Raw genomic sequence first — 21,489 nt, 5'->3', positions numbered from 1 at the left:
CATGAAGGAGAAGACCACGCACGGTGCCGCCACCCCGGACGAGCACCTGGATCCGAGCAAGCCGCACGCCCTGGAGCACATCACGGTCGTGGACTTCACCCGCGTCCTGGCCGGGCCGACATGTACCCGGATGCTCGCCGACGCCGGCGCACGGGTCATCAAGATCGAGCGGCCCGACACCGGCGACGACACCCGCCAGATGGGCCCGTTCGCCGGCGACGGCACCTCCGAGTACTACCGGTTCGCCAACCTCGGAAAAGAGAGCATCGCCCTCAATCTCAAGGACCCCGGCGATCTCGCCGTGGTCGAGTCGATGATCGCCGAGGCGGACGTGGTCGTGGAGAACTTCCGCCCCGGCGTCATGGCCAGGCTGGGCCTCGACCCGGCCAAGCTCGTCCAGGAGCACCCACGGCTGATCGTCTGCTCCATCTCCGGCTTCGGCCAGTACGGTCCGCTCCACATGCAGGCCGCCTACGACACCGTCATCCAGGCCATCTCCGGGATCATGGACGCCACCGGCGAGCCCGACGGAGGCCCCACCAGGGTCGGCACATCCATATCCGACATCCTGGGCGGCATCTTCGGCTACTGCGGTGTGGTCACCGCCCTGGCGGCCAGGGAACGCACCGGCAAGGGAACCACCGTCGATGTCGCCATGCTCGACGCCACGTTCGCCACCCTGGAGCAGGGCCTCATGGACTCGCTCGGCGTTCACAAGCGTCCGCACCGCATCGCCAACCGCCACCCGTCCATGGCGCCGTTCGACACGTTCAGCTGCTCCGACCAGCTCATCGCGATCTGCGTCGGCAATGACCATCTCTTCGGCATCCTCGCCAACACCCTCGGCAAGCCCGAGCTGGCCACCGACCCGCGCTTCGCCACCAACGTCGACAGGATGGACAACCAGGCCGACCTCAAGGCGGTCATGGAAGAAGTGCTGGGGACCGACACGGCCGCCGCCTGGCACAATCGGCTGGACGACGCGGGCATACCCGTCAGCCTGATCCTCAACGTCGATGACACCCGCAAGATGGAGCAGATCAAGGTACGCGGCATGGTCAAGGACGTCGGGGGATTCCAGGTCCCCGGCAACCCGATCAAGTTCGGCTCGTACAACTCGCTCGGCACCATGATCCCGTCGCCGGAGCTGAACAGCAGCTCTGATGCCCTGCGCACCGAGTTCGTACCGCACGCGAACCACCATTGACCGGTATGGCCGGGCTGATCGAGGACAGCATCCAGCGCACGCCGGACCGGACAGCCGTCGGAGTGGCGGACGGCAGCGTGCGCCTGTCCTACCGGCAGTTGGGCCGGCTCGCGCGGACACTCGCGCGCCGGCTCTCGGAGGCCGGGATCAGCCGCGGCGACCCGATCGCCCTCTACAGCGACAACCGCCCCGAGTTCGTCCTCGCGCTCCTGGCCGCCTGGACCACCGGGGCAGTGGTCGTCCCGATGGATCCGCAGCTGACAGGACCGGAGATACGCACGCGCCTGGCCGCCGTCAACGCCAGGGCCGTGCTCCTTCCCCACCGGCTGCGCGACAGCTACCCCGCGGAAGCCAGGACCATCCCCGCGTGGGCGATCGATCTCGACGCCGTCCACGACCAGTTGGCCCTCACCGACATCCGCCACGGCAGGAACTCCGGCAAGGCTCAAGACCCCGGAAGGGCTTCGGATCCGGGCCTCGCGCTCCTGCTGTTCACGACGGGAAGCACCGGCACGCCCAAGATCGTGCCCCTCACCCACGCCAACCTGGCCGCGTCCGTGGCGGGCGTCCGGTCGACCTGCCACCTGGCGCCCGACGACGCGACACTGCTGGTCATGCCGCTGTTTCACGGACACGGCCTCATCGCCGGCCTGCTCGCCACCCTCGCGAGCGGCGGCGCCGTTCATCTCCCGGCCACGGGACGGTTCTCCGCGCACCTGTTCTGGGACGAGATCACCGGCGTGAAAGCGACGTGGTACACCGCCGTGCCCACCATCCACCAGATCCTGCTGGCCCGTGCCGACACCGACTACCCGGCCGCCGACCCTCCCGCACTGCGGTTCATCCGCAGCAGCAGCGCGCCGCTCGCGCCCGCGGTCCTGCACAGGACCGAGGAGCGGTTCGGCGCACCGGTGATCTCCGCGTACGGCATGACCGAGACCGCGCACCAGGCCGCGTCGAATCCGCTCCCGTGTGACGGCGCCCGCGAGGACGCCTCCGTAGGCCTGCCCACCGGCCTGGAGGTCCGTATCGTCACCGGCGACGGCGAGCCGGCCGCCGTCGGTGAGACCGGCGAGATCTCCGTCCGGGGACCGGCGCTCACCGCCGGTTATCTGAACGACCCGCGGGCAACCGCCGCGTCCTTCGTCGACGGGTGGTTCCACACCGGAGACCTCGGCCACCTGGACCCCGACGGCTATCTGTTCCTCAGCGGCCGGACAAAGGAAATGATCAACCGCGGCGGCGAGAAGATCGCCCCGCACACCGTCGAGGCGGTACTGCTCTCCCACCCCGCCGTCCAGGACGCGCTGGCGTTCGCCGTACCCGATCCGAAGTACGGCGAGGAGATCAACGCCGCCGTCATCCTCCAGCCCGGCCGGCACGCCACCCAGGACGACCTGCGACAGCACTGCCTGGCTCGGCTCAGCGCCTTCGAGGTCCCCAAGAGGATCTACTTCCTGGACCGCTTCCCCCGCACCGCCAAGGGCGCCGGCGACCGCGGCGCACTCGCCGCGTCCCTTCGCGCCCCGACGCCGGGATCGCGCTGACCGCCGCCCCCAACAGCCCGGGACGGCGGTCATGTTCAAGCGTGTCACCGCGCGCGGGAACCGGGCTTGGGGCCCGAACCGTCGTCGACGATGTTCAGGACGGCCATCATGCCCATGTCCTCGTGGTTGAGGAGGTGGCAGTGTGCCACCGTCTTGCCGGGGAAATCCTTGAAGTGGACGCGGATGACGATGGTCTGGCCCCGGATGATGTTCACCGTCTCGTACCAGCGGTGACCGGGATCGGTGGGCTTTCCGTTGACGCTCATCAACTGGAAGTGGTCGGTGTGGAGATGGAAGGAGTGGTCTTCCTCGGTGTTGTTGAAGACGGTCCACTCCTCCACCGTGTTGAGGCGCGAGGTGAAGTCGATGCGGTTCGGGTCGTACATCCGGCCGTTGATGAAGTACTTGTCGCCCGACTCCGTGTACACCAGCTTCTTCCGGTCGGCGATGGTGGCCTTGGCGAGATCCGGGCTGGGCGCGAAGGCGGTGGGGATCGCGGCCGGCGTCATGGGGGCACCGCCGGTGACCACACTGGCGAGATTCACTTGAGGGAAGGTGTTGCCGGCCGGTCCGGTGTAGAACGGGAGGGTTTCCAGCTGGGTGGTGCCCTCCTTGCCTCCCTGTACCAGGACGTCGAACCGCGCGGCGGCCGAGATGATCAATGTCTTCGCGGCGTAGACCCGTTGAACGGGATAGCCGTCCTGGGCGATGACATGGAAGGTGCCGCCCGGCAGATGCAGCTTGTAGTAGATATTTGCCCCGATATTGGCGAGCCGCCATAGCTGGGTCTCACCGGGGCGGATGCTGATGACCGGATTCTGCTGGCCGTTGACGGTGCGGTTGGTCTTCGGCTGGATGGTCAGCGGATGGATCTTGATCTCGTCGCCCTGGATCTGGTTGTCCTTCAGGGCGATGACACGTTCGGTGATGTCGCGCAGGGACGGCGGCAGATACTTCCGCAGTCCGTCGATGATGATGAGGCCCGACTCCCCACCGGCCACCTGTGCGGCGGAGAACATGTCGATGTGTGAGTGGTACCAGTAGGTGCCCGGTGTGATGTCGCGCGGCAACTGGTACGAGTAGTTGTACGTCGTACCCGACTTGATGGACAGGAAGATGTTGTCCGCGGGGCTGCGCGGTGAGACATGGAGCCCGTGCACATGCAGATTGGTGTCCGTCGTCACGCCCTGCGCCTTCGACGTGACCCGGTTCACCAGAGCCAGTTCGATGCGGTCGCCGGGCTTGACGCGGAGGGTGGGCGGCATATAGCGGCCGTTGTAGGTGAGACCCCACAGCCGGCGGTCTCCCACCTGCACCTTTCGCCGTTCGACCACAACGCTGGTGCGCAGAACTCCGTTGTGGCTCACCACCTGCGGGGGATTCCGCAGCGGCGCGCCCTTCCCTGTCTGCTCGGCCTGCGACGCCCCGGGCAACGGCCCTTCGTTGGCCTGGGTCGCCCGGTCGGGCAACGAGCCGGTACAGCCGACCAGCCAGGCCGCAGCGAGCACCAGGCCGACGATGAGCCAGGTGAGCTTGGAACGCGACCGAGTCACAACTCTCTCCCTACGGGCGGCGTGTCGTGCTCCTGGGTCACGGCCCGGAGCACGGGGGGGGATGCGACGGACCGTGGTCCGCGTCGAGCGGGGGATGCCCGGTGCGGCTGATGCTCCGTACAGCCGATGCTCGATACGGCCGATGCTCTGTACGGCTGACGCTCAGTACGGCATGCGGTCGATCCGTCCAACCGGAGATTAGGGAACGAATCCCGCTTCGCCGGTGCACCACACTTCCCGCCCACACAAATCCGCCCTAACGGCGGCAGCGGACAACCGGAGACCGCCCCGCTCGGCGTCGGCCGCGCTTCACTTCAGCGCGCAGGAATTGACCACATCACCGCTCGCGGGCCGGTGGATCGTACGGTCCGCGGGCGGCGCCGTGCCCTCCTCCACCCAGGCCGTGAGGGCCGTGAACGCCGAGCGGTAGCAGGGCAGGATCGGGCGCAGCCTGTCCGGATAGGTGTCGTAGAGGCCGTCGGTGTGGGTGCCGTTCTCGACGGTGTAATAGCGGTGCAGCCGGCCGCGGCCCTGGCCGTCGATCATCCGTGTGTACACATCCGAGTCGGTGGCGATCGGCAGCAGCGAGTCCAGATCACCATGCAGCGTGATCAAGGGCTTGCCGATCCGCCCGGTCAGCGCGACCTTCGCCACGGCGCGGTGGACGGACGCGGGGCGGGAGGCGTAGTCGTAGGCGGCGTCGGAGGGACAGGCCGCGAAGATCTCCTCGGTCGTCGAACCGGCCGACGCCCCAGGGCACTTGGGGTCGTACGAGGGGTCGAACTCCGCACGGAAGATCTTCTGGGTCAGTCCCCAGTAGGCCGTCTGGTGATACGGCCACAGAAATTGGGACCCGTCCGCGAAGCCGGCCGCGAGGAGATCGTCGTCGTCCGCCGTACCGAGGCTCCGGGCGACGGTGACCGGCAGACTCGTCAGCGGATTGGGTCCGCGGGTGGTCCAGAGCGTGCCTTCCCAGTCCACACCGCCGTCGTACAGCTCCGGGTGGTTCTCCAGCTGCCAGCGGGTCAGATACCCGCCGTTGGAGATGCCCGTCATATACGTATGGCGCGGCCCGTGCCCGTAGCGCTGCTGTACGGCCTTCTTGGCGGCGCGCGTCAGCTCGGTGACCCGGCTGTTCCATTCGGCGACCGCGTCACCCGGCCGTCCGCCGTCCGCGAAGAAGTCGGTACCCGTGTTGCCCTTGTCCGTGGCCGCGTAGGCGTATCCCCGGGCCAGCACGGCGTCGGAGATCAGGACGTCCGTGGAGTACTGCTTACGGTTGCCCGGCGCGCCCGTGACGACCAGGCCGCCGTTCCACCGGTCGGGCAGCCTGATCACAAACTGGGCGTCGTGCCGCCAGCCGTGGGTGGCGTTGGAGCGCGAGTCGTCGGGGAAGTATCCGTCGATCTGGACGCCCGGCACCCCGGAGGGCTTCTTCGTCCCCGCGGCGGACAGTCCTGCCTGGTCGGTCGAATCGGTGTACGGCGTGCCGGCGAGCGCCGTCGTCGTCAGATCTCCCAGACACGCGCTCCGCTGATGATCCGCTCCCGGCACATCCAGCCGGTGCTGCCGGGCGCAGTGCGCGTCCGCCCGGTCCGGTGGCGCCGTGTCCATCGCCCCGGCGGGGCCGATGGAGGACAGCCCCATCAGAAGGGCGGCGAGAATCGGGATGCCTCGGGACAGACGCATGGGGGCGGGCCTCCGGGGATTGGCGATACGGGTGGGTGCGCCGCCATATCGTGCTGGGGCCGTTCCCGTACGACCATGGGGCCGGCCCACACCTCCCGAGATCCGGTCATGTGCGTCTCACCAGTGAGTCTCGCCGGTGCGTCTCTCTAGGTCGGCGGCTGGTTCATCACCGATGCCCCCTCACCCGTACCCCCGTGTCGGGCTAGCCCGGCACTCCATTTCATGCCACGTTTCCCTGGTGCCGATCACAGCCCCGGAATCGACCGCGAACAGCCGGCGGCGTGCGTCCGGGCCCGCGCTGAGGGGCCAACGGTGAGCACGCACCACGAAGCGTCCGATCACGGTGCACTCAACAAGGAAGAGCCGGATCTTTCGGTGAAGCGGCGTATCTTCGCCGCGCTGGCGGTCCCGAATTTCCGGAGGTATGTGAGCGGACAGGCTCTCAGCCTCATCGGCACCTGGGTCGAAACGGTCGCACAGGCACTGTTGGTGCTGCGCCTGACCGACTCCGGTACCGCACTCGGTCTGACCACCTCGGCCCGGTTTCTTCCTGTCCTCCTGCTTTCCCCGTACGCGGGCCTGATCGTCGACCGGTACGACAAGCGGCGCCTTCTGATCCTCACGCAGGTGGGCCTGGGGCTGGTCTCCACGGTCCTGGGCGTCAGTGTCCTCGCCGGAACCATCACCCTGTGGCAGGTCGTCGTCCTGGCCCTTCTCTTCGGGATCTTCAGCGCCGCGGACAACCCCGCGCGGCAGGCGTTCGTGGGAGAGGTCGTGGGACCCTCCTTGCTCCGCAACGCCGTGACCCTGAACAGCACGCTCGTCAATGTCGCCCGTGTGCTCGGGCCGACCATCGCCGCCGTCCTGGTCACTACCGTGGGCATCGGCTGGTGCTTTATCGCCAACGCCGCCAGTTTCAGCTTCGTCGTACTGTCCCTCCTGTCACTCAATACGAGACACCTGCACACCGGCGCCCATGCCCCGAGGGCGAAAGGACAGTTGCGGGCAGGCCTGCGCTATGCCAGGAACCACAACTCGATCGCCCGGCCGCTGCTGATGATGGCCGTGGTGGGGACATTCACCTTTGAATTCGAGGTGAGCCTGCCCCTGTTGGCGCACGACACCTTCCACGGCGTCGAAACCACATACAACTGGCTGATCGGATCGCTCGGCGCGGGCGCTGTCGCGGGCGGGCTGTACGCGGCCCGCGCCTCGCACACCGGAGTTCCCTTTCTCGTACGGATCGCTTGCGCTTATGCCGCGTCCGTCGTTTTCCTGGCTCTTTCTCCGACGGTGCCGGTAGCGATCGTCGCGTGCGTATGCGTCGGAGCGGCGAGCGTCATATTCCTGACGACGGGGAACGCCACTGTCCAGCTCGCCTCCTCCCCGCAGTACCGCGGGCGCGTCACCGCCTTGTGGTCCACCGCGCTCGTGGGAAGCACGCCCATCGGATCACCCGTCATCGGCGCGGTCTCGGACGCGGCCGGTCCCCGGTACTCGCTCGCCCTGGGAGCGGCCGCTTGTGTCGCGGCCGCGCTGATCGGCTGGTGGCCCCGCGGAAGACGCGCGAACGATCACTGACCGCTCCTCCGGCACCATCACGGCCCACCGTTTGCGTGCTGGAGATGAGGACGTTGTACTAAAGCCATCAAACCGCACTTTCCGGGCCGGGCTGTCCGGCGCTCGCCGATGGCTACCGGATCCGTGTGCTGGTCGGTCATGTCGTGGCGCGAGAAGAGAAGTGACCATGCGGAATCCATGTCTCACCGTCGGACAACGGTCTCTGCGTGCGGCCGGGAGCGCCGTCGGCCCGGCCGCCGGGTGGACCGACGCCGGGCTGCTCACCCTCCGCGTCGTCGTCGGAGGGCTGGTCGCCGCCCACGGCCTGCAGAAGATGACGCACTTGCTGGGCGGGGGCGGCCTGGCCGGCGGTGCCGAGGAGTTCCGGCACGACGGCTTCCGCGGCGGCCGGCTCACCGCGGTGGCGGCCGGGAGCGGTCAGACGGGAGGCGGCCTGCTGCTCGCGGCCGGGTTCCTGACACCGCTCGGGGTGGCGGCCGTCGCCGGTGTCATGACCGTCGCGGCCACGGTGAAAGGCCCGCACGGGCTGTGGGTCCAGGACGACGGTTACGAGTACCCGCTGGTCCTGATCGTGTCCGCGGCCGTCGCCGGGCTCGCCGGGCCGGGCGTCTGGTCACTCGACCGGCTGGCCGGCATCAACTGGCCCGCGCCCGCCGGCATCGTCGGCTGTGCGGCCGGAGTACTGGGGGGCCTGGCCACGCGGCGCGCGCTGCTGCGGACGAGCCCGCCGGGCGGAAAGCCGGAAGACACATACGGCCCCTGAACCGGCGTTACGCAGGCGCCGAACGCTGAAACGCGCCCGTGATCGCCGACGGGCCCGCAGTCCAAGGACTCAAGGACTCAAGGACCCAAGGAGGAACGGATGGCCGTTACGGTCGCGGATGCCATGGTCTCCACCCTCAAGGCCGCCGGTGTACGGCGCGTCTACGGCCTGCCGGGAGACTCCCTCAACGGGTTCACCGACGCCCTGCGCCGCGACGGCGGCATCGTCTGGGAACACGTGAGACACGAGGAGGCCGCCGCGTTCGCGGCCGCCGCCGAGGCAAGTGTCACCGGCGGGCTCGCGGTCGCGGCCGGCAGCTGCGGCCCCGGGAACCTGCACCTCATCAACGGCATGTTCGACGCACAGCGCAGCCGGGTGCCGGTGCTCGTCATCGCCGCCCACATCCCGCGCGTGGAGATCGGTGGGGGCTACTTCCAGGAGACACACCCGCAGGAGATGTTCCGCGAGTGCAGTGTGTACTGCGAGATGGCGAGCGTGCCCGAGCAATTGCCGAGGCTGCTGGAGATCGCCATGCGCAGCGCACTGGAGCGCGGCGGCGTCGCGGTGCTGATCGTCCCCGGCGAGGTGTTCCTCGACCGCGCCGCCTCCTCGCCGACACCACGCCCGGTGGTCAGGTCGGCCTCGGTCATTCGGCCGGACGACCAGTCGCTCGCGCGCGCGGCGCGTGTCCTCAACACCGCCGAACGAGTGACCATCCTGGCCGGGGCGGGCTGCGCGGGCGCCCACGACGAGGCGGTCGCCCTGGCCACCGCGCTGAAGGCGCCGATGGTCCACTCACTGCGCGGCAAGGACTCCCTTGAGTACGACAACCCCTACGACGTCGGCCTGACGGGACTGATCGGCTACAGCTCCGGCTACCGGGCGATGGAGCACTGCGACGCGCTGCTGATGCTCGGCACCGACTTCCCCTACCGGTCGTTCTACCCCGAGAACGTCCCCGTCGTGCAGGTCGACGTGCGCGGCGAGCAGATCGGCCGCCGTACGCCGGTGGATGTCCCCTTGGTGGGGACCGTCAAGGACACCGCACCGGCGCTGCTGCCCCTGCTGAGGCACCGGACAGACGGCGACTTCGCGGAGAGGATGACCGGGCACTACCGGCGGGTACGGGCCCGCCTGGACCGGCTGGCCGAGGCCAAGCGGGGCGACTCCCCCATGCATCCGCAGCAGGTCGCCGCCGCGATCGACCGGCTGGCGGCGCGCGACGCGGTCTTCACCGCCGATGTGGGGACTCCGACGGTGTGGGCGGCCCGTTATCTGCGTATGAACGGTGAGCGGCGGCTCATCGGCTCCTTCACCCACGGCTCGATGGCCAACGCGCTGCCGCACGCGATCGGCGTCCAGGCCAGTCAGCCCGGCCGCCAGGTGGTCGCGCTGGCAGGTGACGGGGGCCTGGCCATGCTGCTCGGCGAGCTGATCACGCTGCGCCAGCTGAACCTCCCGGTGAAGATCGTCGTCTTCAACAACTCGGCGCTGTCCTTCGTCGAGCTGGAGATGACGGCCGCGGGCATCGTCACCTACGGCACGGAGCTCAACAACCCCGACTTCAGCGCCCAGGCCCGCGCCGCCGGCCTGTTCGGGGCGCGCGTCGAACACACCGACGAGCTGGAGGACGTTCTGCGGGAGGCCTTCACGCACGACGGTCCGGCGCTGATCGACGCTCGCACGGAACGGTACGAGCTGTCGTTGCCGCCGAAGATCACCCTTGAACAGCTCAAGGGCTTCACCCTGTTCGCCACCCGGACCATCCTCTCCGGCCGGGGAGACGAGATCTTGGAACTCACCAAGTCCAACCTGCGCCAACTCGGCGTTGACTAAGGCGTGTTGCGCGGATCCTTACGCGGCCCCTCAGCCTCGGGTCCGGGCCAGCAGCTCCGCGAGGTGGTCGCACCAGACCTCGGCGACGTGGAGCGTTTGGTGCCCGCGCGTCTTCGGGCCGGCCGGGAGCGTCATGGCCCGTCCGTGGGGAACCGAGGCGATGGCTCTTTCGAGTCCGCCGAGTTCGACGGGGTTGAGTTCGTCGTCCGCGAAGTTGACGGCCAGCAGCGGGGCCCGTATCGACGGGAGGCCGGGGGCCGGGTCGTAATCCCTGGACGCGTCGAACTCCCAGATGACGTCGTTGGCGTCCTCGTTGTCCAGCGCCTGCGACTCGGTTTCCTCGATCTGTGTGTCGCAGGCTTCGATGGACCGCGGACCGGACGCCATGTGCCCCGCGCTGCCGACCATGAGCTGGAACAGCGCCATCGCGTGGCCCACTCCGGCCGGCTGCTTGTTGTAGCGGCCGTCGGCGTATCCGGGATCGGACTTGATCAGATGGATGAGCATCCTCCGCCACAGCAGATTCCGCCCGGTGATCCGCTCGGGGAGACTGGCGATCGCCATCAGAGCCTGCTGGTCCGGGTACCGCCCGCCCCATATCCACGTCTGCATCCCGCCCATCGACGTACCGAGCAGCAGCCGTAGTCGCTCGATGCCCAGCCCCTCCACCAGCAGCCGATGTTGCCCCTCGACCATGTCGCCGTAGCCGTAGTGCGGGAAGTCGGGTCCGAGCCCTTCGCTGGGCCGGCTCGACGCGCCGTGACCGATGGCGTCCGGCATGATCACGAAGTACTCGTTCACATCGAGGGGCCGGCCACTCCCGAACAGATGGTCCGCGATCGACGGTCGCAGGAACTGCCGGCCGGAGCCGGTGGTGCCGTGCAACAGCATCACGGCGTTGTCGGCGCCCGCGTTCAGGGAACCGAGTGTGTGGTACGCCAGGGTCACATCGAGGTGGTTTCCGTCATCGAACCGAAAGTCGCTGACGGTGTGGAAACCTGACACGGCTTGGGATTCCCAGTCGGTGGTCATGAGCGACCCCTAGAAGAACGAGAGGGTCTCGATGCCGACCCCCGCTTGCACGGTACGCAGGACCTCACCGCGTTCGAGGTTGCACACGGCGAGCGAACCCTCGTTGTGATTCGCGATGAGCACCGTCTCCCCGTCCTCGTGGAAGGCCATGTTCATGGGGCCCTGGCCGAGGTGGAGAAGGGATTGTGACGTGAGGTCCTCGGAGAGGACCGTAGCCAGCGGTTCCTCGAAGTTCGTGACCACCAGGTGCCTGCCGTCGGGGCTGTAGCGCGCGATCTGGGCCGCCTTCTCGTGCCCGTCGAGTGTGATCGTCGAGCGGATCTCGTCCGAGTCGGTGTCCACCACGAAGAACCGGGGCTGCTGCGCGTCGACGAGAATGACCGTCTCTCCGTCGGGGGGCATGCCGATTCCCGCCGTGCCGTTCGGCGTGGGAATCTTCTTGACCACCTGCTTCGTGGCGAGATCGACCACCGAAGCGAATGTGTCTTCCTCGTTCTCGGTATAGAGCTTGCTGTTGTCCGGCAGCACCTCGACGCGGTGCGCCTTGTTGGAGCCCACCTCGATCACGTCCTCGATCGTGCCGCTCTCGGGGGACATTTCGAGCACCACGCCGCTGTTCTCGCATACGCAGTACAACTGGCCGTCCTTGCCCCAGCGCAGGCCGTGCGGAGCGAGATGCGGAAACGTGCTGAGGTCTCCGACATGTCTCCGTTCCTCCAGGTCGAACTGGGCGATCAAGTGGCCCGGATGGGGATTGTCACCGTGAATTCCGGCGCCGTAGATGGGGACATACGCGAAGCGGTGATCGGGCGAGACGAGCAGTTCGTGCACCCTCGGCGCGAAACCTTCGAGGGTCGTCTCGACCTCGTATGTCTCCGGATCGAGGAACAGGATGTGATTCCCGACCTTGTCGACCGCCACAAGACCATTGCTGCCTGTCAAGAAGTTGGCGTCTGCCATGACAAACCCTCCTGCTGTCCGAGCCCGTCGATATGGGGCGCTCAGTCCGGCGCCCCGTCGTCGGTGTCGACTTCGATACCGAACTGCCTCCCGGCCGCCCTCAGCCGGTTCAGATCTCCGGCCGGGTCGGTGTCCGGCCCGGGAGACGGACGGCACGCGGAGCGGTAGTAATCCTCGATCCCGCCGGGCACCGTCAGGTCGAACAGCCTTACGGGCTGATCGGTGCGGTTCCGCACCCGGTGGCGTACGCCCCAGGGCACGAGCACGACTGTTCCGGGGGAGGCCACGTATTCCTCTCCGTCGATCAACGCGTCGGCGGTTCCTTCCAGGACGTAGAAGGCTTCCTCGTAGCGGGCATGCCGATGGGCGGGCATCTCGCCGCCCGGCTCAAGCGTGATCTCGGTGACCGTGTAGGCGGACGCGGTCGCGAGACCCGCCGCCTTGATGGTGTACGTCACTCCGGCGGCGTACCGGCGGTCGCCCTCATCAGGGAGGACCAGGGTGGGACCGCGTCCTTCCCCCATCGGAAGGGGCCTTTCGTGCCCGTCCGCGGTGTTTTCCAGGTAGGTGACACCGTAGCGCGGGGTACGGGCGTTGATTTCCTGGACCGGCATCGTCCCGCGTTTTCCCGGAGGCTCATCGCCCGGCGCACCCAATTCCAGGAAGAAACCCTCGTTACCGCCCGGGGTGGTGAAGGTGATGAGTTCCGCGCTGTCCTCCCCGACATTGCGCCACTCATGTGCGATGCCGCGGGGCGCCGCGAAGAACGTGCCGTCGCCCACCGTGGTGTGGATTCCCCCCGCTTTCAGCTCGATTTTCCCCCGGAGCAGATAGAAGCCCTCTTCCTCACGCGAATGGACATGCCTGGGCGGGCCGGTTCCGGCCGGTGGATAATCGATCCAGAACGCGTACTCACTTCCCGTGTCCTCGCTGACAGCGGCGAAGGTGATCCGGTCGTCGCCCATCCACCAGATGGAGACACCCTCGCCCGGCTTCACCAGCTTGCCGCGCCTGAGCAGAGGCGCGTCCTGCTCGATCGGCCTGTTCAGACTCTGAGGGGTCCCGGCTTTGTTGTGAGGTGTCGCTGCCCCGTGAGGTGTCCTGGCCTTTTTCTGCGGTGTCCTGGCCTTGGCCATTGCTCAACCTTCCCGCCCGAAGTCAGCGCGTCGGCCACTATGCGTAGCCGGTTATTCCGTGACCTGAGTGATGGGCCGGGTCTCGGACCTCGTAGTCGCACACCTCTCCAATTTTCATCCGCCATCAGCCGTTGTCAAAAGATGCGGATGTCAAAAGACGCGGAATCCACGACGCGGCGACCGGCCTTCGGTGTCCACTGTGACAAAGTGACTCGGCGCGACCCCCGCACGGCGCCGGCCCCGTGGCACCATGCGCCCCATGAAGGCTGCGTACATAGAGAGGTTCGGGCCGGCCGACGCCATTCGGTACGGTCAACTCCCCCTGCCCTTAGGGGGTCCGACGGATGTGCTGGTCGACGTCATCGCCACGACGGTCAATCCGGTGGACACGTTCATCCGCTCCGGCGCCTGGCGGACCCCGGTGACCTTCCCGTTCGTCATAGGCCGTGACGTGGTCGGCACCGTCTCCGCCACCGGCGCGGGCGTGGCCGGCTTCGCCGTGGGGGACACCGTGTGGTGCAACAGCCTCGGCCACGGCGGCCGGCAGGGCGCCGCGGCGGAGCGGGTGGTGGTGCCCGCAGACCGGCTCTACCACCTGCCGGACCGGGCCTCCCCGACGCGGGCGGCGGCCGTGCTGCACCCGGCGGCCACGGCGTATCTCGCGCTGTACACCCGTGGCGCGCTGCGTACCGGGGAGAACGTCCTCGTCGTCGGGGCCGCCGGGAACGTGGGCAGTGCGCTGGTCGTGCTCGCCGCCGAGGCAGGCGCGCGGGTGATGGCCATGGCACGCTCCGACGACGAGGAGCACTGCCGCGGCCTCGGGGCCGAGGGGTTCGCCGACTATCGCGAGCCCGGACTCGCGGGCCGCTGCCGGGAGTTCGCTCCCCACGGGTTCGACCTGGTGGTCGACGCGGCCGGCTGGAACGATCTGGACACCTCGGTCGATCTCCTCGCCTTCCGCGGCCGTGTCGTGGTGCTCGCCGGCCTGGGATCACGTCCCGTTCTCCCGGTGGGGCCGCTGTACCTCAAGGACGGGTCCGTCACCGGTTTCGTCATCTCGCGCGCCACGACCGCCGAACTCGCTGATGCCGCACGCGCCCTGAACCGGCTTCTCGCGCGGGGGCGGCTGCGGTCCCGGGCGGTCGAGAAGGCACCGCTGAGTGCCGCGGCCGAGATCCACGCCCGTCTGGAGCGGGGCGGCCTGCATGGCAGGCGCGTCGTCCTGTGCCCGGACCCAGGCGCCTGATACGACCGTCACGTCGTCCGCGACGGTGGCGACTTGACGGACCCAAGCAGCTCCCGTTGACCGGGTTCCACGCCACCGACGACGCTTCCGGCCATGACCGACACCGAAGTTGAGAACACACCGCCGGAGAACATCCCGCTCGACACCCCTCTCTTCCAGGTCAGTGCCGAGACACACATCACCGCATCGCCGAACGACGTGTACGACACGGTCAGCGACCTGACACGCAGCGGCGAGTGGAGCGTCGAGTGCACCGGCGGGCAGTGGCTCTCCGGCACTCCCGCGACCGTGGGCGCGGTCTTCCGCGGCGAGAACCACCGGCCCGAGGACGTGGTCGCCTGGGCACCCGTCGTACGCGGCGCGTGGACCACCGAGTCCGAGGTCGTCGAGGCCGAACGGGGCCGTGTCTTCCGCTGGGCGATCCGCGACCGCGCGGGACGGCGGCAGGAGAGCGTCTGGTCGTTCGAGACGCGTGCCGCGGACCACGGCTGTGTCCTGGTGCACCGGTTCTGGATGGGCAGGCCCACCGAAGGCATCCGCGGCATCACCGCCGACATGGACACGGCGGAGAAGCGGACGTTCTTCAGCGACTGGACGGCCAAGCTCACGGCGGACATGACCGCCACCGTCCAGCGGATCAAGCAGGTCGTCGAAAAGCGGTGACCAGGCGCTCCGGCCCGGGAGGCGCCGGCCGGCCACGCGTCCCGCACACGAACCACCGAACCCGACCCTGACCCTCGACCCTCCGCGGCAACGGCGGAAAGGCGGACAGATGCTGCTGCAGCGCATAGGAAACCGTGGAATACGGCTGGGGACGCTCTTCGAGCGCGCGGCGTCCCGGCATCCGGCGAACATACTGATCCTCGATCACGACCTGGACCTGGCGCCGGACCTCGGCCGCCGGACCACCGTGGCGGAGCTGGCCGAGCTGGTGGCCGAACAGGCCTCGCGGCTCTGGGAGGCGAGGGTCCGGCCCGGCGAACGCGTCGTGGTCCACAAGTCCGACAGCTTCGACATCACCCTGCTCGCCTGCGCGATCAGCCGCATCGGCGCGGTGCCCGTGCTGCTCTCGCCCCAGCTCGACGGCTCCACCGTGGTCGAACTGATGCGCCGCGCGGACCGGCCCCATCTGGTCACCGACCAGGCCAAGCTGGACGCCTCGCTGCCCGGTACGGTCTTCGACCTGGCCGAGAGCGTCCTGCTCACCTCGGGTCGCCATGACCGTGCCGTGGCACTGGCCGACTTCGCCGGCGTCCGGCGGATCGCCGCGGTGACCATGCCCGCCGACCACCCGGCCCTGATCACCCACACGTCAGGAACCACCGGCATCCCCAAGCTGGCGGTGCACACGGGGGCGACCCTCCAGGCCCGCTACCGCCCGCAGCGGCTGGTGCTCGAACCGGTCGTCCGGGGGCGGGAAGCCGTCGCGATGCACGTCTCGTTCGTCCACTCGCGGCTGTTCACCGCCCTGGCCATCTCGCTGCTGAGAGGCTTCCCGATCGTCGTGCTGTCGGACTCGGACCCGGCGCGGGCCGCCGACCTCTTCACCCGGATCCGTCCGGGCATCCTGGAGGCCCACCCCAACACCTTCATGCGCTGGGAGAGCCTGGCGGACGACCCGCGCGGGCCGCTGGCCAACGTCAAGCTGTTCAGCAGCACGTTCGACGCCATCCATCCGCGTACGGTGCACCGGCTGCTGCACGCCTCACGCCGCAGGGCCCCGCTGTTCGGGCAGCTCTACGGGCAGAGCGAGGTGGGCCCCACGGTGGTGCGCGCCTTCACCCGGCGGCGCGCCCCGGACGCGGACGGGCGCTGCGTCGGCAGGCCGTTCCCCGGCATGACCGACGTCCGCGTGGTGAGCCGCGGTGGACGGCCCCCCTCGGAGACCGACCCGGGCTATATCGAGGTGCGCAGCGACGGACGGATCAAGACCTATCTCGGCGAGCCGGAGCGCTACGCCCAGCAGCTCAGCGACGGCTGGTGGCGGATGGGCGACGTCGGTTACCGGACCAAGTGGGGGTGTCTGCACCTCCTCGACCGCGAGGTCGACCTGATCCCCGGGTTCGGCAGCACGCTCGCCGTCGAGGACACCCTGTTCGCGAAGCTGGACGACCTCACCGAGGTGATCATCGTTCCCGGCGCGGACGGCACCGCCGTACCCGTGGTGTGCACCAAGGACGACAAACCGCTCGACCGGGAGGCGTGGCACGGCGCGGTGGCCGGACTGCCCGCGATGGCGGAGCCGGTGCAGTGGCGCCTGGCGGACCTGCCGCAGACCGCCACCACGAAGATCAAGCGACTCGAACTGGCGAAGCGGCTGACCGCGGCCGGTCCGGCCGAATAGGGGGCGGCATGGCGAGGACGGTCATCGTCGGGGGCGGTATCGGCGGGCTGGCGGCGGCCCTCGCCGTCACCCGGCGCGGACACCGGGCCGTGGTGCTTGAGCGGGCCGTGACGTTCGCGGAGATCGGCGCGGGTATCCAGCTGGCGCCGAACGGGCTCCACGCCCTGGACCGCCTCGGTCTCGGCGACGCCGTGCGTGCCCGCGCGGTGCACATCGACGAGCTGAGGTTCATGGACGGCGTGAGCGGCGCGCATGTGGCGAGCCTGCCGCTCACCGGCGTCTACCGGCGCCGGTTCGGCAATCCGTACGTCGTGGTCCACCGCGGCGAGCTGTACGGGCTGCTCCTGGACGCCTGCCGCCGGTCGGCGGCGATCGAACTGCGCGCCGGCGCCCGGGCCACCGGCTACCGCCAGGACGCCTCCGGCGCGAGCGTGCTCCTGGACGGCGGGGAACAGGTCGCCGGTGACGCGGTGATCGGCGCCGACGGCATCCGCTCGGCGATCCGGCGGCAGCTCGTCGGCGACGGCGAACCGCGGGTCGCGGGCATCACCGTGTTCCGCGCGGTCATCCCGATGGAGCGCGTCCCCGAGGAGCTGCGGTGGAACGCCGTGACCTGGTGGGCCGGGCCCGGCCGGCACTTCGTGCACTACGCGATCGCCGGCGGCCGCTACCTCAATCTCGCGCCGAGCGTCGAGAACGGGGTCACCGAGTCATTCGCCGGAGTACCCGTGGACCGGGAGCGGGTGCGCGGCGCGTTCGCCGCCCTGGACACGACCGCGCGGCGCCTGCTGGCCCTCGGCGAGGACTGGAAGTCATGGTCGCTGGTCGACAGGGATCCGGTGGACCGCTGGACCGACGGACGGGTGACGCTGCTCGGCGACGCGGCACACCCGATGCTGCACTACGCCGCCCAGGGCGCGTGCCAGGCCCTGGAGGACGCGGTCGTGCTGGGCGACCTGCTCGACGAGGACGCGGACACGATCCCCGACCGGTTCGAGAAGTACAACGCCGAACGGCGAGAGCGCACCGCCCGGATCACCCACACCGCCCGGGCGAGCACCCGGCTGTGGCATCCGGCCGGAGCCGAAGCGAAAGCGAGGAACGAGATGTTGTCGGCCCTGTCCGGCACGGCCCTGCACGACCAGGTGGCATGGCTGCACGGAGCGCGCGAGTTCGGTACCGCCGGAGCCCGGCGATGAGCGGCGGGCGCCTGACGGTGTGCCTCGTGGGCGCCGGCCCGCGCGGGCTGTGCCTCCTGGAGCGGCTGTGCGCCAACGAGCGTGCGGCGCCCTCCCACACATCCGTCACCGTGCATGTCGTCGACCCGGCCGCGCCGGGCGCGGGTGCCGTCTGGCGCACCGACCAGTCCCGCCGGCTGCTCACCAACACCGTGGCGTCCCAGATCACCGTGTTCACCGACGCGGAGACACGGATCGAGGGACCGGTCGAGCCCGGCTCCAGCCTGTACGAGTGGGCGGCCGGCCTGGCCCGCTTCGGGGACCTGGGCGGCTACGACGAGGCCGTACTCGCCGAGGCCCGCGCCGTGGGACCGGACTCGTACCCCACCCGCGCCCTGTACGGACAGTATCTGCGGGACTGTTTCCACCAGGTGGTCGCACGGGCTCCGGCGCATGTCACCGTGACCGTGCACCGCTCGCGCGCCGTCGCGATGGCGGACACCCATGGCGTCCCCGGCGGGCCCCAGGGCATCCGCTTGGCGGACGGCACCCGGATCCACGATCTGGACGCCGTGGTCCTCGCCCAGGGACATCTGCCCGCCCAGCTGACACCGCATCAGGAAAGGACGGCCAGTCTGGCCCGTATCCACCACCTCACCTACATCCCGCCTGCCAATCCCGCCGATGTGGACACGGGCAGCGTCGAACCGGGCGAGCCGGTGCTGCTGCGCGGCCTGGGCCTGAACTTCTTCGACTACATGGCGCTGTTCACCGCCGGCCGGGGCGGCGTCTTCGACCGCGTCGGGGACCGGCTGGTCTACCGGCCCTCCGGCCGCGAGCCGCGGCTGTACGCCAGCTCCCGCCGGGGCGTGCCGTACCAGGCGCGCGGGGAGAACGAGAAGGGCGCGTCCGGCAGGCACACCCCGCGCCTGCTCACCCCCGAGGTGATCGCCGCGCTGCGCGGACGCTCCCGGGGCGGCGAGCGGGTGCGCTTCCGGGCCGACGTGTGGCCGCTGATCGCCGCTGAGGTCGAAGGCGTCTACTACGGCACGCTGCTGGCCTCCCGGAAGGCCGGCCCGGAGGCGTTCGTCCGCCGCTATCTCTCCGCGTCGCCGTCTCGGCGGACGGCGCTCCTGGACGACCACGGCATCGCCCCCGACGACCGCTGGGACTGGCAACGCCTCTCCCAGCCCTGTCACGGGCGGACCTTCACCGACCGGAAGGACTTCCGCGACTGGCTGCTCACGTACCTGGCGCGGGACGTACGCCAGGCGCGGGCGGGAAACGTCAGCGGCCCGCACAAGGCGGCCCTGGACGTCCTGCGCGACCTGCGCAACGAGATCCGCCTCGTGGTCGACCACGGCGGCCTCGAAGGCGGCTCGCACCTCGACGAACTGGAGGGCTGGTACACCCCGCTGAACGCCTTCCTCTCCATCGGGCCCCCGGTCTCCAGGACCGAGGAGATGATCGCGCTGATCGAGGCGGGGATCCTGGAGCTCACCGGCCCCGGTACCCAGATCCGCGTCGACACCGAACGGCCCGCCTTCGTCGCCCGGTCGACCGTCGTGCCCGGCCCGCCCGTACGGTCCCGGCAGCTGATCGAGGCCCGGCTGCCCCTGCCCGACATACGGCGCACCGCCGACCCGCTGCTGCGCCAGCTGCTCCTCACCGAGCAGTGCCGCCCCTACCGCGTCGAAGGGGAGCGGGGCATCAGTCACGAGACGGGCGGTCTGGCCGTCACCGAGCGGCCGTGCCGGATCGTCGACGGGCAGGGCCGGCCCCACCCACGCCGGTTCGCCTACGGCGTTCCGACCGAGTCGGTGCACTGGGTGACCGCCGCCGGAGTCCGGCCCGGCGTGGACTCGGTGACGCTGGGCGACGCCGACGCGATCGCCCGTGCCGTGCTCGCCCTGGGCTCCGCCCGGCAGGCGCCGGCGGAGCCGGCCGTGGCCGGGAGCGGCCGGTTCACGGGGGTGATCGTATGAGTGGCGATCTCATCGACGCGGGTCTGCTCTCACCGGTGCGCGCGGGAACTCCCGTCGAGGCCGCCGTGTGCGACCGGGCCTGGCTACAGGCCATGCTGGACGCGGAGGCCGCACTCGCCCGGGCTCAGGCCCGGCTCGGTGTGGTCCCGCCACGGGCGGCCGAGGCGATCACCCGGGCGGCCCGCGCCGAACCGCTCGATCTGCGGGCGCTCGCCCTCGCGGCACGCGAGACCGCCAACCCCGTGGTGGGACTGGTGGCCGCGCTCAAGGAAGCGGTGCGGGCCGTGGATCCGGAGGCCGCCGGGTATGTGCACCGGGGCTCCACCAGCCAGGACGTCTTCGACACGGGGGCCATGCTGGTCGCGCGGCGGGCGCTGCGGCCGGTCCTGGCGGATCTGCGCACCACCGCGGAGGCGCTGGCCCACCTGGCGGCCGAGCACCGGGACACCCCGATGGCGGGCCGCACGCTGGCGCTGCACGCGGTGCCCACGACCTTCGGCCTGAAGGCGGCGGGCTGGCGGCACCTCGTACTGGACGCCGCCGAGCGGATCGGGGCGGTGGACGCGGCCCTGCCCGTATCGCTCGGCGGAGCGGCGGGCACCCTGGCCGGCTATCTCGCCGCCGCCCCCCTCAGCGGGTCGGCCGCCGCCGCGTATCCCGACCGCCTGATCACGGCCTTCGCCGAGGAGACCGGGCTCGCCCGGCCGGTGCTGCCCTGGCACGCGCTGCGCTCCCCGGTGGCCGACCTCGGCTCGGCCCTGGCGTTCACCGCCGGGGCGCTGGGCAAGGTCGCCGTCGATGTGCAGTCGCTGGTCAGGACCGAGGTGGGCGAGGTCGCAGAACCCGACGGGCCCGGCCGGGGCAGGTCCTCGGCCATGCCCCACAAGCGCAATCCGGTGCTGTCCACCCTGCTGCGCGGCGCGGCGATCCAGGTCCCGCCGATCGCCTCGATCCTGACGCAGTGTCTGGTGTCGGAGGACGAGCGGTCGGCGGGCGGCTGGCACGCGGAGTGGCAGCCGCTGCGTGAATGCCTGCGCCTGACCGGGGGCGCCGCCCACACCGCCGTACAACTCGCCGAGGGGTTACGGGTACGGCCCGAGCGGATGCGGGAGAACCTGGCGCTGACCGGCTCCCGGATCGTCGCCGAGCGGATCGTCTCCGTGCTCGCGCCCCGCCAAGGAGGCGAGGCCGCCAGGAAGCTGCTCGACGACGCCTCGCGGGAGGCCGAGGAGTCGGGGCGCACGCTGGCCCAGGTCCTGCGTGACATACCTGGACTCGGTCTTGACGAGGACGAGTTGGCGGCCCTGTGCGATCCCGCCGGCTACACCGGCGCCGCCGGCCCGCTCGTCGACCGGGCACTGCGCGCCCGCCCCTGAAGCGCGTACCGAAGCGGCAGTGGGGGGGGGGGGGAGCCCCCCCCCCCCCCCCGGGG

16 protein-coding genes are annotated in these 21,489 nt (G+C 69.9%); 11 read left to right on the top strand and 5 right to left on the bottom strand.

What is annotated here, in order from left to right; all coding sequences use genetic code 11:
* The first annotated feature begins 1 nt into the window (after window position 1).
* Both ACFRMN_RS24330 and ACFRMN_RS24325 read left to right on the top strand, forming a co-directional pair.
* Entirely contained in the window at window positions 2-1,207 is a 1,206-nt protein-coding gene (locus ACFRMN_RS24330; protein ID WP_383022796.1) for a CaiB/BaiF CoA transferase family protein, read from the top strand.
* 5 nt (window positions 1,208-1,212) lie between these two features.
* Entirely contained in the window at window positions 1,213-2,754 is a 1,542-nt protein-coding gene (locus ACFRMN_RS24325) for an AMP-binding protein (RefSeq protein WP_383022795.1), read from the top strand.
* 44 nt (window positions 2,755-2,798) lie between these two features.
* Here the strand turns inward: ACFRMN_RS24325 and ACFRMN_RS24320 are convergent, their stop codons facing one another.
* Together ACFRMN_RS24320 and ACFRMN_RS24315 are read right to left on the bottom strand one after the other, a co-directional pair.
* A complete protein-coding gene (locus tag ACFRMN_RS24320) occupies window positions 2,799-4,307 on the bottom strand; it encodes a multicopper oxidase family protein (protein ID WP_383022793.1) in 1,509 nt (502 codons plus the stop codon).
* A 309-nt stretch (window positions 4,308-4,616) separates the two neighbouring features.
* Window positions 4,617-5,996: a tannase/feruloyl esterase family alpha/beta hydrolase gene (locus tag ACFRMN_RS24315; protein WP_383022791.1), complete on the bottom strand. Its 1,380-nt coding sequence runs from the start codon at window positions 5,994-5,996 to the stop codon at window positions 4,617-4,619.
* 312 nt (window positions 5,997-6,308) lie between these two features.
* Between ACFRMN_RS24315 and ACFRMN_RS24310 the strand changes: the two genes are divergently transcribed.
* The 3 genes from ACFRMN_RS24310 (at window position 6,309) to poxB (ending at window position 10,176) form a co-directional block, all read left to right on the top strand.
* On the top strand, window positions 6,309-7,577 hold the full coding sequence (locus tag ACFRMN_RS24310) for an MFS transporter (protein ID WP_383022789.1): 1,269 nt from the start codon (window positions 6,309-6,311) through the stop codon (window positions 7,575-7,577).
* 166 nt (window positions 7,578-7,743) lie between these two features.
* On the top strand, window positions 7,744-8,340 hold the full coding sequence (locus ACFRMN_RS24305) for a DoxX family protein (protein WP_383022788.1): 597 nt from the start codon (window positions 7,744-7,746) through the stop codon (window positions 8,338-8,340).
* Window positions 8,341-8,439: 99 nt separating this feature from the next.
* On the top strand, window positions 8,440-10,176 hold the full coding sequence (gene poxB / locus ACFRMN_RS24300) for a ubiquinone-dependent pyruvate dehydrogenase (protein ID WP_383022786.1): 1,737 nt from the start codon (window positions 8,440-8,442) through the stop codon (window positions 10,174-10,176).
* Window positions 10,177-10,206: 30 nt separating this feature from the next.
* Here poxB and ACFRMN_RS24295 read toward each other — a convergent pair whose 3' ends face one another.
* Genes ACFRMN_RS24295 through ACFRMN_RS24285 form a run of 3 tightly spaced genes read right to left on the bottom strand, consistent with a single transcriptional unit; the run spans window position 10,207 to window position 13,304 of the window.
* Window positions 10,207-11,208, bottom strand: a complete 1,002-nt coding sequence (locus ACFRMN_RS24295) for an alpha/beta fold hydrolase (protein WP_383022785.1) — start codon at window positions 11,206-11,208, stop codon at window positions 10,207-10,209.
* Window positions 11,209-11,217: 9 nt separating this feature from the next.
* Complete coding sequence (locus ACFRMN_RS24290) at window positions 11,218-12,168, bottom strand: hypothetical protein (protein ID WP_383022783.1); 951 nt, start codon at window positions 12,166-12,168, stop codon at window positions 11,218-11,220.
* A gap of 41 nt (window positions 12,169-12,209) precedes the next feature.
* The gene (locus ACFRMN_RS24285; protein ID WP_383022782.1) at window positions 12,210-13,304 is read right to left on the bottom strand and encodes a cupin domain-containing protein; all 1,095 of its coding nucleotides are present in this window, start codon (window positions 13,302-13,304) and stop codon (window positions 12,210-12,212) included.
* A 259-nt stretch (window positions 13,305-13,563) separates the two neighbouring features.
* On the opposite strand from ACFRMN_RS24285, the gene ACFRMN_RS24280 reads away from it, so the two are divergent.
* From ACFRMN_RS24280 to pcaB, 6 genes are all read left to right on the top strand, one after another.
* The gene (locus ACFRMN_RS24280; RefSeq protein WP_383022780.1) at window positions 13,564-14,550 is read left to right on the top strand and encodes an NADPH:quinone reductase; all 987 of its coding nucleotides are present in this window, start codon (window positions 13,564-13,566) and stop codon (window positions 14,548-14,550) included.
* Between the two features lie 93 nt (window positions 14,551-14,643).
* Window positions 14,644-15,213, top strand: a complete 570-nt coding sequence (locus ACFRMN_RS24275) for an SRPBCC family protein (RefSeq protein WP_383022778.1) — start codon at window positions 14,644-14,646, stop codon at window positions 15,211-15,213.
* 109 nt (window positions 15,214-15,322) lie between these two features.
* Window positions 15,323-16,894: an AMP-binding protein gene (locus ACFRMN_RS24270; protein WP_383022776.1), complete on the top strand. Its 1,572-nt coding sequence runs from the start codon at window positions 15,323-15,325 to the stop codon at window positions 16,892-16,894.
* A gap of 8 nt (window positions 16,895-16,902) precedes the next feature.
* On the top strand, window positions 16,903-18,093 hold the full coding sequence (locus ACFRMN_RS24265) for an FAD-dependent monooxygenase (RefSeq protein ID WP_383022775.1): 1,191 nt from the start codon (window positions 16,903-16,905) through the stop codon (window positions 18,091-18,093).
* On the top strand, window positions 18,090-20,057 hold the full coding sequence (locus tag ACFRMN_RS24260) for an FAD/NAD(P)-binding protein (RefSeq protein WP_383022774.1): 1,968 nt from the start codon (window positions 18,090-18,092) through the stop codon (window positions 20,055-20,057). Before ACFRMN_RS24265 ends, ACFRMN_RS24260 begins: the two co-directional genes overlap by 4 nt.
* The gene (pcaB, locus tag ACFRMN_RS24255; protein ID WP_383022773.1) at window positions 20,054-21,433 is read left to right on the top strand and encodes a 3-carboxy-cis,cis-muconate cycloisomerase; all 1,380 of its coding nucleotides are present in this window, start codon (window positions 20,054-20,056) and stop codon (window positions 21,431-21,433) included. Before ACFRMN_RS24260 ends, pcaB begins: the two co-directional genes overlap by 4 nt.
* Window positions 21,434-21,489 lie beyond the last annotated feature (56 nt).

It is taken from the genome of Streptomyces sp. NPDC056835 (genome assembly GCF_042789485.1).
Classification (GTDB): Bacteria; Actinomycetota; Actinomycetes; order Streptomycetales; family Streptomycetaceae; genus Streptomyces.
The sequence above is the reverse complement of the archived record's forward strand: the minus strand, read 5'-3'. Positions and strand labels throughout refer to the sequence as shown.